The following is a 13789-nucleotide window of genomic DNA, read 5'->3' as shown; positions in this document are numbered from 1 at the left end:
TATGACTAATTACGATTTGGTCGTTTATGGTGATGCGTTTCGGAAATTCAAAAATATTTCAAATGATTTAATTAGAGGGCTTCCTGCAAAAGATGATGACGAATTTCTCACAATGACCGCTTCAAGTGCTAGTGGTGTTGTAGGCTTCAAAACGTGTGAGAATTCGGAAGAATTTATAAGGCGCCTGCTAAACAGATGTTTCTACTTGGATGCGAGTAAAAATCGTATATGTAGGCCTGGAGAGCAGGTAGAAAAAAATATCCCAGGATATATATTTATGAGCAAAGGGGGTGAATTTGAGGTTCTTGTGAAAGAGTATGAGGACTATGTTTTGAGTTGCAAGAAGCATAGGGTTTTATCGAAGTATCATGATGTGCCTTCTCCTGCGCCCGCTTTGCTATCAGTGCTCATCGATGATGATCGTCGCAAAGTTAGCGTGGAGCTTTATGAGAGCTTACTGGCAACGTGCCATTTTTTTGGAATAAGGATCAGTTCCGGGGAGCATGGTTGGGGTGCATTTGATCTGGTCTCATCCAGTATGGATCATGTGTTGAATATTATCTCAGATCTTGCTGCTCCTAGTGGAAATATAAAGTTTGTCAATGACGCGAAGGAACTTCCGTACAATTGATCTTATAGGGGGCGTCATGCTCGCATGATAATAGTGTAAAATTTGGGATGGCAAGATAACCCATCAAAAATGGGCAGCATTGGCAAACTTTTTCAGCCAACCTGCCCGCGAATTTCTCATTTGTTACCTGTACGAATCGGGCAGCTTCGTGCCGGTTGCTCAAGCGCTGCGCGACAGTCCGATCCGTTCGCAGGAACAGCCGGAATGGAGTCAGCGCGAATATGACTTTCACCAGGATCCGCTGTGGCACGGAGGTGGCGAAACAGCATGGCCTAAGTAACCCGATTCGCTTCCAAGGCCAGTATCACGATCATGAGACGGGGCTACACTACAACGCTATCGATATTATGATCCGGAAGCTGGTAAGTTCCTTAGTCAGGATCCCATTAGCTATGCTGGGGGCTTGAACGTTTCAATCCAATACAATGGACCGATCCCCTAGGGCTGTCCCCTAAGTCAATTGCTAAAGCAATTTTTGAGCTGAGAGCGGGTCGTAGTGTAACGGTATGTTCATTCAAGGATGCATCAGCAGTTCTATTCGGAGCCTTCCCAGGCGCACAAAAGTCTGCGGGGCGGGTGATAAGGATGCAGATAAAACTGCAAGAGACAAGGCGGCGTTCAAGTCAAATCGTCAAAATGGATCAGGTCTGGCGTCTTACCATATGGATTACAAAATTAATCCTGCTACCGGCGTTCTCTTTGGGTACGAATCTTTGCCGGACGGGCACCCGCATAAAACTATTCCTCATGTAAGCGTTGTTACGCCAAATGGGGGAAGGGCTGATATATTTGTAGAGCGCCGTGCTAGTTGTCAGCGGAAATAGGAGGTGGCATGGTCGGGGTAAATGATTTGAAAGAAATCAATGCGCGACTTAGAAATAAAGGGTGTATATGGGTTAATGCGGAATATTGGAGTGAGGGCGAGTTGATAAAAAAGGAGCTTTTTTTGAGATTGTCTGGCTCTAGGTGTAGCGTGGGTTTTGATCATTATTTAGATAAATATGAGGATGCAACTAGTCTATACATGGCCTATGTTCGTAGAGATTTTGATCAGCTATCTGATGCTATAGAATTTTGTATTGGAGAGTTGTCTTTTAAGGTCCAGGATTTTTTGGCGAGTTGATTGCGGGGTGATTCGGCTTGTGAGTATTCGCAATTAAATTGTACATTAAAGGATAGTAATGGTTGCTATTAAGCCTGTTGCAACTACAAGGAGGGCAGATACCTGATCGACGGTTTTCACAATGGTTCCCAGGCCATCTCACCTAGGACCTGTTCAACCGGCTAACGGGGTACAACGACGACAAGCTCAAGGTGGACTACAACTACGATGGCCTTGGCGAATTGGTGCCTCCCATCATATTTACCGAGATGCAGCGATGAAAGGGATTTTAGGGTATGGCATTAATGACGATTAGCCTTCATAGAAAGAAACCCTGATGGTAGGACGAGAGGAACCCCGCAGTACCGTGCTAACACGACGCAGAATAGTGTCTCTACTGCAAGGGTTTTGGGTGGCGAGATCATAGTGGATTATAGCGCTCTACGATTAGCGGGGTTGAGCCCAATGGTTGTGAAGTGTGCGGCATTGCAGGCTAGGATTTCACTGGGATGGAGTTGGCAGTGATACAACTACACAGACGCCCTTGGGGCGTGCGAGGTTTAATAAAAAAATGAAGTGTGTAGAGCAGTTGGCTTACAGTAAGTTAAAGCGTTTCGTAGATGGTGTTTCGAATAGAGATTCATTCCTATTGCGGCGAGAGTTTTCTATAACTCCTTCTGTGATTGACGAAATATGTGAATCAATTGATGGTTTTTATGATTCGGGAGTAAAGCTTTCAATTGCGAACTTGGCAAATGCTGGGCAGGTTCAAGCTGGAGGGCGAAGTTTGATCGATTTTTATCCTATGGATGATGGCGCTTTAGGTGTGGAATGTGTATTGCTAGTTGATGGCAAGGCAGGGGAGGCCATTCTGCATGCTGAATTTTCCATTGAGGGTGATAAGTGCGAGTTGAAGTACAGGTATATAGGCGCTTGATTTGAGTCCCTCAGTGTTGTTGCTGTTTGGTGGGTTTGATTGAAGAGTGGAAGCTGTATTAAACTTAGGCTGCGGTTTGTTCGCTGGCGAGGGTTGTGTTGATTCCTGCCGGCTTAGTGCTTCTCCATATTCGGCGTATTTTGATTTAAATTTTTTCCTCTCAAATCATCGTCTAGTCAGAAACAACCCGATGCCGACCAGCACAGCAAGGGCAGACATCAACCCCAAGTCAAAGCCCTGCAAATGGGGCCGGCTCAGCGCAACGCTACCAATCAGTCCTGCAATGATCATTGCAACGCCTAGCCACTTACGCAGCCGGTACGGTTTAAGGACTCGTTCAAATAGAAAAGCCAGCGCAACGAAGATGACTACCTGGATAGGTTCGGACATCTGCACCTCCTATCAAGCCCTGATGATCACTCAGCAGTACGCTGCGGGCCAATCCCACCATTCACCTGCGCCTGAATACTCACGATAACGTCGCCAGCATGGTAAGTGGGTAAAACGTCATTAACGTAAGAGCGCACCCCCATCCCTACAGCAGTGCCGGCGGCGAGCCCTGCTAGTGGCCCGGCCAGATTGCCCACGGTACGGGCAGCCCCACCGAAGGCGGACAGAGCCAGGTTGGCAATGCTGGTGCGCTGGGTATTGAGAGTGTCTGCTTGTTGACGGGTCAGCGGTTGGGAAATGCCGACCATCATCACGCAGGGCAGGTTTTTTGCCTGCACCTTGTCGTATATCTCTACGACTTTGCTATTGACTTGAAAATGGGCGCGCTTTGCTTCGCCGAAATGCAGCTCGCGCAAGCGGCCGCGTTCACTGTCGGTAAGGGTGATCTGCGAGACGCTGAACACGATCCCGTGGTTGCCCATGTACTGATATGTTCCTTCAAATTTCATTCAACGCATCCTTTCGTAACAGACAATAATTCTGAACAACCGGGTATCCAGATGCAAATTCGCAGCCTCGCACGGTGCGCTCCCTCCCGCGCTTGCCGGTACTCATAGCGTTTGCTCTCGGCCAACGTGACGTCCCCACCCAGGGCCCGCTAACGGCGCAACGGTCGTGTGCTATGTTTCAGCCACACTTCATCATTTCCCGCCCCGAATCGTCCTGGTGCCCCAACTCATGCAGTTCGTAAAATATCACGCAGCTGGCAACGACTATCTCGTCTACCACGACGATACCCCGTTCGATTTCTCGGCCCCGGCTATCTCGGTGATATGCGATCGGCATAAAGGACTGGGCAGTGACGGCATCCTGGTGCCTGTCATCGAGCCAGGCAAAATGCTCTCGGTGCGTATTTTCAACACTGATGGCTCCGAGGCGGAGAAGAGCGGCAACGGCCTGCGAATCCTGTGTCGCTACCTTTGGGACCAGGGCATCGTTACAGACGAAGCGTTCGAACTGGCAACCAAAGGCGGCAAGGTTCATTGCCAGGTACTCGACCACGGAAGACGCATTTCCGTCGCCATGGGAATGGCGGCATTCCCCGAGACCGAACGCCACGCAGTGGACGTCGATGGCATGCAACTGCAACTGAACCCCGTGTCGATGGGCAACCCCCATTGCGTAGTGTTCGTCGAGCAACCCACCGAGACACTTGCACGCCGATTCGGGCCAATCATTGAGCACTTGGCACTTTTTCCAAACAGAACCAACGTCCAATTCGTCAACGTTGTGGATCGCCGAAACCTGACGGTGCAGATCTGGGAGCGTGGCGTGGGCTACACCCTGTCTTCGGGCACCAGCAGTTGTGCCGCTGCGGCAGTCTCACATCGGCTTGGGTTCGTTGATGATCAGGTGACCGTGCACATGCCGGGGGGGCAAATCACCATCGAGCTCGATGAGGCCTACAACGTCCTCATGCAGGGCCCGGTGTGCAAGATTGGGCGGTATTGGCTGGATCAAGAGTGTCTGTCACAGATCGGCTGAATGCGCTCATCGCAACCCCGCTGCGCAAAAGTATGGGTGTGCCGCCACCATGGCTGGTATGGTGCCTGCGCTCGGTTCGCATCCTCTCGACACTGAACCCCGTCAAGGAAGACAAAAACAATGAAAACAGTCCTCGGCCTGCTGCTCTTCATTAGCCTGCAGCTACCGGCATTCGCTGGCTACAAGACCATTGGCTTCCAAGCCTCGACATTATCGGACGAGCAAAATGCCCGCCCGCTGGAGCTGGTCATCTGGTACCCGAGTACGACCACTGCCGCCCCCCGGCTGGTCGCTGATACCGCAGTGTTCATCGGTGACCTCGCCGTACACGACGCACCTCCAGCTGCAGGCACATACCCGCTGGTGGTGCTTTCCCACGGCTTTCGCGGAAACTGGGGCAACCAGTCGTGGCTGGCCAGTGCACTGGCCCACCAAGGCTACATCGTGGCGGCGGTCAACCACCCCGGCACCACCACCCGCGATCGCGGCCCTGCGGCCGCGGCACAGTTGTGGCAGCGCCCCATCGACCTGCGCCGGGCCATTGATGCGGTGATGGCCCGGGCGGGCCAGGTTGGACGGGTGGCGAAAGGGCAGGTCGCAGTGGTCGGCCATTCCCTGGGGGGCTGGACTGCGCTGGAAATCGCCGGCGCCCGGTTCGATGCCACGCGCTTCGCCCAGGACTGCGTCACCCATCCGCAGTTGTCCAGTTGCAGCGTTTACAAACAGATCAATCCCGACCGCGACCCGGTATCGCAGGCACGCCTGGGCGGCGATCTGCGCGACGACCGTGTCACCGCCATCGTTACCCTGGATCTTGGCCTGTCACGGGGCCTGAGCGATGAAAGCCTGGCGGCATTGCCGGTGCCGGCGCTGGTGATTGCGGCGGGTGCGCCTTCGGCAGACCTCCCGGCGCAGTTGGAGTCTGCCGACCTGGCCAAGCGCCTGCCTGCGGCGACCAGCCGTTATGTCGAGATCGCGGACGCCAGCCACTTCAGCTTCCTGTCGCCGTGCAAACCAGGTGCGGTGGCGTTGCTTGAAGAGGACGCGGCTGGGGACGGCGCTATTTGCCGAGATGGTAATAGCGCCCGCACGCGGACGCAGATCCAGTTGCAGATTGCCTCACTGGTCAGTGGCTTCCTGCAGCAGCATTTCGCCATGGCTGATCGCTGAGGCCGTTGGACAGTTGACACCTGGCCGGCTCGATCACGGCGATAGCAGGGTCTTCATGAGCGATGCGCAGAGCCCCAGCAAACAGAAGATGCCGACACCGTAGCAGGCCGTTCGCCAAGGCTGGATGCCCTTCAGGTAGGCCAGGGTGTGCAGTACTCTGGCGACGGTAAACACAATGCTCAGACTGGCCGTGACGGGTGCAGGGGCATTCAGGGCAATGGCCAGCCCACCGAGCGCGAAGAACGCCGGAATGTTTACCAGGTCGTTCGCCCATGCCCGGCTGCCTCGGATGACTTGCGCCAGCTCCTGGCCCCGAGCTGCCCGCTTGAACACAGCGGCATCCTCTGCATTGGTGAATGCCTTGTGACGTAACCGGAACAAGCCCTGGTAGCAGGACACCGCAAACATCTTCAGGAACAGCACCACCACGCATGATGCATAGACCGTCAATGCACTGGTCATCCCTGGCGCCTCCGGTCAATGGTGGGATAGGGAAACAGCGAAAAAAGCCGCAAAGAAGCCAGCGCAAACAGGCGAACTGCCATGGTCCTGTCCTTGGTAGGGTTTGCTGGCACAGTACGGACAGGGTGCTTTACGCTCAATGACCTGTGAGGTCATGACACAGGACACAAGGATTAATCGGAGGTAAGGCATGGATCGCTTGCGGTACTACCAGAAGACCGTCACCCCAACTACGACGGCGGGCCAGCATGTGCGCAACCTGCGCCGTCAGGCGGGGCTCAGTCAGCTGGACCTTGCGCTCATGGCCGGCGTTTCCCAACGCCACCTCAGCTGTGTCGAAACTGGGCGCGCCAGAGCGAGCCCCGGTACCTTGCACGCCGTGCTTTCGGCCCTGGGGGCATCGCTGGAGTACTGCAACGAAGTGTTTCTCGCTGCTGGCTATGCCCCTCGCTACGCCGCAACGCCGCTCGAATCGCCCGCCCTGGATGTAGTTCACGCGGCCATCGAGCAGATCCTGCAGGCGAACAATCCGGTGCCTGCCATCGTCCTCGACAACAACTGGGACATTACAGCTGCCAATGTCAGCACCGGTCTGCTGTTGGCCATGGCGGGCATACCGCAGGATTCGGCTGCAGGCCTTAACTTGTTGGAGACGCTGCTCAGCCCCGGGGGGCGGGGTGACCGCTTGGCAAATGCGCAGGAGGTCCGTGCCGCTGCCTGGCACCGTGCGGCCCGGGAGTCGGCCTGCAATCCGGCCCTTGCCAAGCGCCTGAGCAGCCTTCCGCCCCCGGGTAATGCCATGCAGGCAACGGTCACCAGCCCGATGCTGCTGACACGTGTGTGCACGGCAACTGGTGAGTTGAGTTTCGTCTCTACCTTCACCACCTTCGGCATGCCACTGGACATTACCGTGGAGTCATTGCAATCGAACATTTGATACCCGCCGACCTGTCGACCCGGCAACGGATGGCGCAGGCGTTCGAGCAGTGGAACCTGGCACACGGCTATCGCTGATGGCCCTCAGCCGGGTTGCGCCGCCAGGCTGTTGCTGACATTACGCCCCAGCACCAGCACGGTGGCGAAGCCACAGCCGACCAGCGCCGTGGCCAAGCTCAACAGCACCGCGCTGCCCAGCTGGTCGACGATGCGCCCGCCGAAGAACGAGCCCAGCGCAATGATCACCTGGAACATGGCAACGAACAGCGGCATGCCACGTTCGACATCCTTCGGTGCGACCACGAACATCCAGATGCTCGCGCAGGCCGGGAACGCACCGAAGGCGAAGCCCCACAACCCGATCAGCATCGCGGCACCGCTGAGGCCGGTGGCGAAGTGCGGAAACAGCGCGGTGCTGGTGCCGATCATCACCGCGACCAGTAGCAGGGTATGGCGCACGCTGCGGTTGGCCGCGAAACCGGCAAACAGATTGCCGATTACCCCGGCCACGCCATACAGCAACAGCAACGAGCCAATGGTCGGCCCATCGAAGCCGGAGCTCTGCTTGAAGAACGGCGCCACATAGGTGTACGCGGCAAAGTGCGCCAGGCCGATCAGCAGGACGGCGATCAGGCCGACGCGCGCCAGTGGGTTGATGAACAGGGCCGGCAGGTCGCTGATACGGATGGCCTTGTCCGGGTTGAGCCGGGGCAGCAACAGTACCTGCGCCAGCAGCACCGGGACACCCAGCAGCGCGGTGATCAGGAAGGTCATGCGCCAGCCCATCAGGCCACTCAGCCAGGTGCCTACCGGCACGCCCAGCACGGTGGCCAGGGTCACCCCGACCATGATGATCGAGGTGGCCTGGGCAACGCCCACGCCCTTGGGGGCCAGGCGGCCGCTGAGGGCGATGGCGGTCGCCCAGAAGCCACCGATACTGATGCCCAGCAGCACGCGCCCGAACAGCAGCAGGCTGAAGTCGCTGGCATAGGCCACCACGGCGTTGGCGATAATCATGATCAGTGTCAGGCCGATCAGCAGGTAGCGACGGTCCAGGGCGCCAATGCCCACCGACAGCAACGGCGCGGCAAGGGCGGCCATGATGCCGGGCAGGGTCACCATCAGGCCGGCGTGGCCGGCACTGATGCCGAGGTCGCTGGCCACGTCGTTGAGTACACCCACCGGCAGAAACTCGCTGGTCACCAGCGCGAAGGCGCCGACGGCGACCGAGAGAATCGCCAGCCACTGTTGTTTGACACTTTGTTGCGCATGTTCGGGCAGGCCACGAGGAGCCTGGCTGGAATTTTCCATGGTCTTGGATTCCGGAAGGGAGATGTCGCCTGAAGCAGGCGCTAGGAGCGGGGAAGAATCTGAAAGCGATTGTACGGGGCGGTTTTGCCAGGCCAACAGGCGTCGCTCGATAGTAATCATCAATGCGATCGATGCAACGCCTTGCGCGCAGCACCCGTTGTTGGCCTGGGGTATAAAGCAGCAGGCTACCGCCCGCCAAAATGGAGGACGGCTGTCCTCCACCTCACGGCAGGTTACGGCGCGACCAGCACATCACATTGGGACTCGTTCAGCACCTGCTGGGTGACGCTGCCGATCAACAGTTCTTCCAGTGCGCCTTGCCCCTGTTTACCAACCACGATCAGGTCGCATTCCAGCGCCTGTTCCTGTTCGGCAATGCGCCACGCCGGGTCACCGTGCAGCACGATCTGCCGGGCTTCGGGCAGCCCTGCGAGTGCGCTCAAGGCCGCGAGTTGCTGTTGGGCATCCTGGCGGATGACATTGCGATAGTGCTTGAGGGTGTCGTGATCGATGCTGGTGAAGCGCATGCTGCTTTCGAAGGGGGCCTGGTACACATGCAGCAAAACGATCTCGGCCTGCGGTGCAATGGTTCTGGCCAGTTCGAGGCTGCGCAGCGACGCCGAGGAAAAATCCACCGGCACCAGCAAGGTGCGATAGGTATCGCGCGGTGGCTGCTTGACCACCAGCACAGGGCAGGGCATGCGGTCGAGCATTTTCTGTACCGTCGAGCCCAGCAGCACGCGGCGTACCAGGCTTTGGCCCTTTGCTCCGCAAACCAGCAGGTCGCTGCGTTTGTCCTGCACCACGCGGGTGATCTCGGCGGTGACCGAGCCAGTGGCGACTTCCACACCGGCGCCAATGTCGTAGCGCTGGAACAGCATCGCGGCCAATGCGCGAATTTTCTCGCCAGCGGTATCCAGCACGCGCTTCAACAGGCCGTCATCCGGTGCAGCCAGTTGCTTCAGGCGCTCGAAGGGGGCCGGGTTGGCAACGTACAGCAGGTCCAGTGGCGCCTGGTGCGCCTTGCTCAGGTATGCCGCGCGCTCCGCCGCGTTGCGGGCAGAGTGCGACAGGTCGGTGGCTACCAGTATGTGTTTCAGCGGGCTCATGTGGGGCTCCTTGTCCAAAGCCGTGCGTGCAGCCATCGTCGCGCGAACCCCGCTGGGCGGCTTGATTTACATCAAAGGAGTACGGCACAGGGCTTCAGCACTGCGCCTGGCAATTTTTTGCATGAGCCAGCTTGATGCTTTCACATAGCCATACTAATACTAAGGTGTTGCCGAAAGGGGATGATCATGCAGACGCGCTTCGTTGTGGTTCCCGCTGTGCCACTCAAGAAAGAGACCTATCCTCGCCGGCTTGGCTTTCCTGCCGCCCTGGGGGAGGGTTACGACCTCTACGACACGCAAGACAAGGTTCGCCTGAGCCTGAACCTGCCGACTCGCGCGCAGGCTGAATTCGAATGTGAATGCCGCAACCGTTGTCCGGATGCCGATGCCACGCCTATCGCCGGCAATGGCCTGGGGGCCATGGGCTGAACCGCGCTGGATGCTGCTGGCAATCCCCGCTGCCACCGGGGCCGCTAACGGCTTGCGCGCCAAGTGTTGACCCCGGCGGCACCGTGGCCGCCCCCTGTCTCGATGTGCCTCAAGCGTGCTTGCGCAGCGCTTCAACCAACTGGGCCTTGGTCATGCTGGAGCGCCCCTTGATGTCCTTGCTGCGCGCTTCCTTCATCAGGCTTTGCTTGGTCTGGGTTTGCAGTGAGGCGCCCGAGCTGCGCGAATGGCCCTGACGTGACTTGGCGGCGCGTTTGGCCGAATCCGCGCGCGCGGTTTTCTTCTCGGCAGAAGAGGTCTTGCTGCCGGAGCCGCCTTTCTTCTCGCCACCTCCGGATTGTTTGTTGACCGTGGCCCAGGCACGGGCTTCGGCTTCATCCTTGGGCACGCCTTTGTGTTCGTAGCTTTCCTCTATATGTTCGGCCTTGCGCTTCTGCTTGTCGGTGTATTTGTCCTTGTCGCCGCGTGGCATGGTCTTCACTCCTGCTGTGGGCTTGCACGGTTGAACCCCGTGCAAGGGCAGAGTGCCGGGCAATGGACGAGCGGTGCCCCGGCCCGGCCGGCTTGGGTCAGGTGTCGCTGACCTGCGACAGCGGCCTGGCCACGTGCTCGAGCGGGCGGCGCTCGGCTGCCACGCCCCACACCGCCTGGGTGAGCGCGGCGATGACCATCAGCGCCGCGCCGAGCAGGTAGCCATACAGCACGTTCAGGCGCTCACCCGATGCGATCAGCGCGCCGAACAGGGTGGGGCCGATGAGGCCGCCGAGGCCTGTGCCAAAGGCATAGAACACGGCAATGGCCAGTGCGCGGATTTCCAACGGGAAGGTTTCTGCCACCGTCAGGTAGGCTGAACTGGCCGCAGCCGAGGCGAAGAAGAAAATCACCATCCAGGCGAGGGTCTGCTGCATCACATCGAGCAGCTGTTGCTGGAACAGGTAACCGCTGGCCGCCAACAGCAGGCCGGACACCAGATAGGTCAGGCTGATCATGATGCGTCGGCCGACCAGGTCGAACAGCCGGCCGAGCAGCAATGGCCCGCAGAAGTTGCCCAGGGCGAAGGGCAACACGTACCAGCCCACCTGTGCCGACGGCACGCCATAGAAGTCGGTGAGCACCAACGCGTAGGTGAAGAAGATCGCGTTATAGAAGAAGGCCTGGGCGGTGAGCAAGGTCAGGCCTACCAGCGCCCGGCGCCGATGCAGGACGAACAGGCTGTGGAAGACTTCGCGCAGCGGCGTATGATCACGCCCGCGCAAGCGCAGTGCAGGCCCCTGCAACGGCGGTAGGGCAATGCCGCGTTGCCGGTAATGGCGTTCGATGCCGGCAACGATGCGTTCGGCTTCCTCCGGCTGGTTGTGAATCATCAGCCAGCGCGGGCTTTCCGGTATCCACAGGCGCATCAGCAGGATGACCAGGCCGAGCCCTGCGCCAATGCCAAAGCACAGGCGCCAGCCCAGCTCGCCACCTGCCACGGCCGGGTCGAGCAGCACCACCGCACCCACCGCGCCCAGCGCCGCGCCGATCCAGAAGGTGCCGTTGATGGTCAGGTCGACCCAACCGCGGTAACGCGCCGGGGTGAATTCCTGGATGGTCGAGTTGATTGCGGTGTACTCGCCGCCGATCCCGGCACCCGTGAGGAAACGAAACACCAGGAAGCTCCACAGGTTCCAGGAAAATGCCGTGGCCGCCGTGGCGCCGATGTACAGGCACAGGGTGATGAAGAACAGCCTGCGTCGCCCCAGGCGGTCGGTCAACCAACCGAACAACAACGCGCCAGACACTGCGCCGGCGACGTAGGCTGCGCCGGCCAGGCCGATGTCGGTGGTGCTCATGGCCAGGGCCGGGCTGTCCTTGAGGGCCCCCGACAGCGAACCAGCCAAGGTGACTTCAAGGCCATCGAGCAGCCAGGTGATACCCAGCGCCAGCACCAGCAGCGTATGAAAACGCGTCCAGGGCAGCCGGTCGAGGCGGGCGGGAATGTCGGTGCTATGCAGGCGCACCTGCGCCGAGCCAGCGTCGGAAGGTGTCGTCACGCCAGGTACCCAGTGCCTCAGCTTCCCGAACCTGCGCCACTGCCACCCGCGCCGCCCGAACCGCTGCTGCCGCTTCCGGTCCCGCTGCCACTGCCGGAACCGGTACCCGTGCCGCTACCGCTACCCGAACCCTCGGTGGTGCCATCGCCGCCGGTGCTGTCGGTGCCATTGTCATCCGTGCCGCCCGTGCCCGTACCCATGCCGTCAGCCGGGGTGCCCGAGCCGCTCGCTCCCCCTTGGCCGTTCATGTGGCCATTATCGTGGGGCTGGCTGCCCGGGGCGGGCTGGTCGATGATGTCGGTGGCGGCCAGCGCCAGGGGCGCGCCGGTGCTCAGGCACAGGGCGAGCAGCAGCGATCGAAGCGTTGTCGGTTGCATGGTGAATCTCCTTTTCCAGTGGGTCACCCACTGTTCGGCCCGTAACCGGTGCACGGGTGCCGCGCTGGCGACGGACGGGCGCCAGGGCCATTCGCATGGTCATGCAATCGACATGTCAGGCCGTTAACGTTGGGCCAGACGCTTTTGCATGCGTCGTCGCCTCCGAGAGCTGGGGTGCGCCGTGATGGCGCGGCCGGGCGGCTCTATCCCGCGGCATGCCATTCATCGGTCACAAAGCTGTAACATTGCTGCTGCAAAGTGTGCCGGCCATCACACGGAGCGCTTTTCGATGATACGCCTGATGAAGTCTGCTGCACTTGCCGTTGCCGTTTCTGTCTGCGCCACTTCGGCCGCCTTCGCTGCAGAGAACGTACGCCTGACCGGGTCTGGCGCCAGCTTCCCTGCACCGATCTACCTGACCTGGTTCAAGGCCTTCAGCAAGGAAACCGACGGCGTCACCGTTGATTACCAGTCCAAGGGGAGCGGGGCGGGTGTTCAGGATTTTCTGAACAAGACTGTCGATTTTGCCGCCAGCGACTCGGCCATGAAGGCTGAAGAGATCGCCAAGGTCGGCGAGGGCGTGCAGTTGCTGCCAATGACCGCCGGTGAAATCGTCCTGGCGTACAACCTGCCGGGCAACCCGAAAGGGCTGAAGCTGCCGCGCGACGTCTACTCGAACATCTTCCTCGGCAAGATCACCCAGTGGAACGACCCGCAGATCGTCGCGGCCAACCCCGACCTGAAGCTGCCAGCTACCCCGATTACCGTAGTCGTGCGTGCCGACTCCAGCGGTACCACGGCGGTGTTCACCAAGCACCTGTCGGCGATCAACGCTGACTTCAAGCAAGCGCTGGGCGAGGGCAACACCGTCAACTGGCCCGCCAGCGACAAGTTCATCAAGTCGCCGAAGAACGACGGGGTAACCGCCACCGTGCGCCAGACCCCAGGTGCCATCGGCTACATCGAATACGGCTTCGCCAAGCTGGCCAAGGTCGACTTCGCCCAGTTGCAGAACAAGGCCGGCCAATACGTGGTACCGAACGCCGAAAGCGGTGCCGAGGCGCTGGCTGCGGTGAACATGCCGGAAAACCTGGTGGCCTGGCTGCCTGACCCGGACGGTGCCAAGTCCTACCCGATCACCTCCTACACCTGGATGATCTTCCGCAAGGACAACGGCAACCCGGCCAAGGCCAAGGCCATGCGCGACATGGTCGAGTACAGCCTGACCGAAGGCCAGAAAATCGCCGATTCGATGGGCTACATCCCACTGCCGCAATCGGTGGTCGACCAGGTTCGCAAAGCGTCCGCCAACATCCAGTAACGCCCTCGGGCGCTCCCG

The 13789-nt window shown here is 59.1% G+C and carries 15 protein-coding genes and 2 pseudogenes; 9 read left to right on the top strand and 8 right to left on the bottom strand.

Features of this window, described 5'->3' with window-relative positions:
* The first annotated feature begins 1 nt into the window (after position 1).
* The 4 genes and pseudogenes from HU763_RS13920 (at position 2) to HU763_RS13905 (ending at position 2670) form a co-directional block, all read left to right on the top strand.
* Positions 2 to 631: a hypothetical protein gene (locus tag HU763_RS13920; RefSeq protein WP_186685524.1), complete on the top strand. Its 630-nt coding sequence runs from the start codon at positions 2 to 4 to the stop codon at positions 629 to 631.
* Positions 632 to 755: 124 nt separating this feature from the next.
* Positions 756 to 1084, top strand: a pseudogene (locus HU763_RS25080) (RHS repeat-associated core domain-containing protein); the annotation flags it as partial.
* Positions 1085 to 1463: 379 nt separating this feature from the next.
* The gene (locus tag HU763_RS13910) at positions 1464 to 1754 is read left to right on the top strand and encodes a hypothetical protein (protein ID WP_186685526.1); all 291 of its coding nucleotides are present in this window, start codon (positions 1464 to 1466) and stop codon (positions 1752 to 1754) included.
* A 550-nt stretch (positions 1755 to 2304) separates the two neighbouring features.
* Complete coding sequence (locus HU763_RS13905) at positions 2305 to 2670, top strand: hypothetical protein (protein ID WP_186685528.1); 366 nt, start codon at positions 2305 to 2307, stop codon at positions 2668 to 2670.
* Between the two features lie 165 nt (positions 2671 to 2835).
* On the opposite strand, the gene HU763_RS13900 is transcribed toward HU763_RS13905, so the two are convergent.
* Positions 2836 to 3060: a hypothetical protein gene (locus tag HU763_RS13900; RefSeq protein WP_186685529.1), complete on the bottom strand. Its 225-nt coding sequence runs from the start codon at positions 3058 to 3060 to the stop codon at positions 2836 to 2838.
* Between the two features lie 26 nt (positions 3061 to 3086).
* Entirely contained in the window at positions 3087 to 3569 is a 483-nt protein-coding gene (locus HU763_RS13895; RefSeq protein ID WP_186685530.1) for a hypothetical protein, read from the bottom strand.
* Positions 3570 to 3798: 229 nt separating this feature from the next.
* On the opposite strand from HU763_RS13895, the gene dapF reads away from it, so the two are divergent.
* Both dapF and HU763_RS13885 read left to right on the top strand, forming a co-directional pair.
* The gene (gene dapF, locus HU763_RS13890) at positions 3799 to 4605 is read left to right on the top strand and encodes a diaminopimelate epimerase (protein ID WP_186685531.1); all 807 of its coding nucleotides are present in this window, start codon (positions 3799 to 3801) and stop codon (positions 4603 to 4605) included.
* A 120-nt stretch (positions 4606 to 4725) separates the two neighbouring features.
* Positions 4726 to 5775: an alpha/beta hydrolase family protein gene (locus tag HU763_RS13885; protein WP_186685532.1), complete on the top strand. Its 1050-nt coding sequence runs from the start codon at positions 4726 to 4728 to the stop codon at positions 5773 to 5775.
* A 33-nt stretch (positions 5776 to 5808) separates the two neighbouring features.
* Here HU763_RS13885 and HU763_RS13880 read toward each other — a convergent pair whose 3' ends face one another.
* Positions 5809 to 6237 carry an MAPEG family protein gene (locus HU763_RS13880; protein WP_186685533.1) on the bottom strand — a complete coding sequence of 143 codons (429 nt, stop codon included), beginning with the start codon at positions 6235 to 6237 and terminating at the stop codon, positions 5809 to 5811.
* A 190-nt stretch (positions 6238 to 6427) separates the two neighbouring features.
* On the opposite strand from HU763_RS13880, the pseudogene HU763_RS13875 reads away from it, so the two are divergent.
* A pseudogene (locus HU763_RS13875) lies at positions 6428 to 7251 on the top strand (helix-turn-helix domain-containing protein).
* Between the two features lie 6 nt (positions 7252 to 7257).
* Here HU763_RS13875 and HU763_RS13870 read toward each other — a convergent pair.
* Complete coding sequence (locus HU763_RS13870) at positions 7258 to 8484, bottom strand: MFS transporter (RefSeq protein WP_170029521.1); 1227 nt, start codon at positions 8482 to 8484, stop codon at positions 7258 to 7260.
* 233 nt (positions 8485 to 8717) lie between these two features.
* Positions 8718 to 9593: a universal stress protein gene (locus tag HU763_RS13865; RefSeq protein ID WP_186685534.1), complete on the bottom strand. Its 876-nt coding sequence runs from the start codon at positions 9591 to 9593 to the stop codon at positions 8718 to 8720.
* A gap of 180 nt (positions 9594 to 9773) precedes the next feature.
* On the opposite strand from HU763_RS13865, the gene HU763_RS13860 reads away from it, so the two are divergent.
* A complete protein-coding gene (locus HU763_RS13860; RefSeq protein WP_170029523.1) occupies positions 9774 to 10022 on the top strand; it encodes a hypothetical protein in 249 nt (82 codons plus the stop codon).
* 109 nt (positions 10023 to 10131) lie between these two features.
* On the opposite strand, the gene HU763_RS13855 is transcribed toward HU763_RS13860, so the two are convergent.
* From HU763_RS13855 to HU763_RS13845, 3 genes are all read right to left on the bottom strand, one after another.
* The gene (locus tag HU763_RS13855) at positions 10132 to 10512 is read right to left on the bottom strand and encodes a termination factor Rho (RefSeq protein WP_186685535.1); all 381 of its coding nucleotides are present in this window, start codon (positions 10510 to 10512) and stop codon (positions 10132 to 10134) included.
* 97 nt (positions 10513 to 10609) lie between these two features.
* Entirely contained in the window at positions 10610 to 12073 is a 1464-nt protein-coding gene (locus HU763_RS13850; RefSeq protein ID WP_186685537.1) for an MFS transporter, read from the bottom strand.
* A 17-nt stretch (positions 12074 to 12090) separates the two neighbouring features.
* Positions 12091 to 12450: a hypothetical protein gene (locus tag HU763_RS13845; RefSeq protein WP_186685539.1), complete on the bottom strand. Its 360-nt coding sequence runs from the start codon at positions 12448 to 12450 to the stop codon at positions 12091 to 12093.
* 289 nt (positions 12451 to 12739) lie between these two features.
* Between HU763_RS13845 and pstS the strand changes: the two genes are divergently transcribed.
* Positions 12740 to 13771, top strand: a complete 1032-nt coding sequence (pstS, locus tag HU763_RS13840; RefSeq protein WP_170029527.1) for a phosphate ABC transporter substrate-binding protein PstS — start codon at positions 12740 to 12742, stop codon at positions 13769 to 13771.
* Positions 13772 to 13789 lie beyond the last annotated feature (18 nt).

The organism is Pseudomonas anuradhapurensis (genome assembly GCF_014269225.2).
Taxonomy (GTDB): Bacteria; Pseudomonadota; Gammaproteobacteria; order Pseudomonadales; family Pseudomonadaceae; genus Aquipseudomonas; species Aquipseudomonas anuradhapurensis.
The sequence above is the reverse complement of the archived record's forward strand: the minus strand, read 5'-3'. Positions and strand labels throughout refer to the sequence as shown.

Bases quoted from the DNA above. Each gene is read 5' to 3' on its own strand.
- HU763_RS13920 (WP_186685524.1), top strand. From the start codon at position 2: ATGACTAATTACGATTTGGTCGTTTATGGTGATGCGTTTCGGAAATTC.
- HU763_RS13910 (WP_186685526.1), top strand. From the start codon at position 1,464: ATGGTCGGGGTAAATGATTTGAAAGAAATCAATGCGCGACTTAGAAAT.
- HU763_RS13905 (WP_186685528.1), top strand. From the start codon at position 2,305: ATGAAGTGTGTAGAGCAGTTGGCTTACAGTAAGTTAAAGCGTTTCGTA.
- HU763_RS13900 (WP_186685529.1), bottom strand. From the start codon at position 3,060: ATGTCCGAACCTATCCAGGTAGTCATCTTCGTTGCGCTGGCTTTTCTA.
- HU763_RS13895 (WP_186685530.1), bottom strand. From the start codon at position 3,569: ATGAAATTTGAAGGAACATATCAGTACATGGGCAACCACGGGATCGTG.
- dapF (WP_186685531.1), top strand. From the start codon at position 3,799: ATGCAGTTCGTAAAATATCACGCAGCTGGCAACGACTATCTCGTCTAC.
- HU763_RS13885 (WP_186685532.1), top strand. From the start codon at position 4,726: ATGAAAACAGTCCTCGGCCTGCTGCTCTTCATTAGCCTGCAGCTACCG.
- HU763_RS13880 (WP_186685533.1), bottom strand. From the start codon at position 6,237: ATGACCAGTGCATTGACGGTCTATGCATCATGCGTGGTGGTGCTGTTC.
- HU763_RS13870 (WP_170029521.1), bottom strand. From the start codon at position 8,484: ATGGAAAATTCCAGCCAGGCTCCTCGTGGCCTGCCCGAACATGCGCAA.
- HU763_RS13865 (WP_186685534.1), bottom strand. From the start codon at position 9,593: ATGAGCCCGCTGAAACACATACTGGTAGCCACCGACCTGTCGCACTCT.
- HU763_RS13860 (WP_170029523.1), top strand. From the start codon at position 9,774: ATGATCATGCAGACGCGCTTCGTTGTGGTTCCCGCTGTGCCACTCAAG.
- HU763_RS13855 (WP_186685535.1), bottom strand. From the start codon at position 10,512: ATGCCACGCGGCGACAAGGACAAATACACCGACAAGCAGAAGCGCAAG.
- HU763_RS13845 (WP_186685539.1), bottom strand. From the start codon at position 12,450: ATGCAACCGACAACGCTTCGATCGCTGCTGCTCGCCCTGTGCCTGAGC.
- pstS (WP_170029527.1), top strand. From the start codon at position 12,740: ATGATACGCCTGATGAAGTCTGCTGCACTTGCCGTTGCCGTTTCTGTC.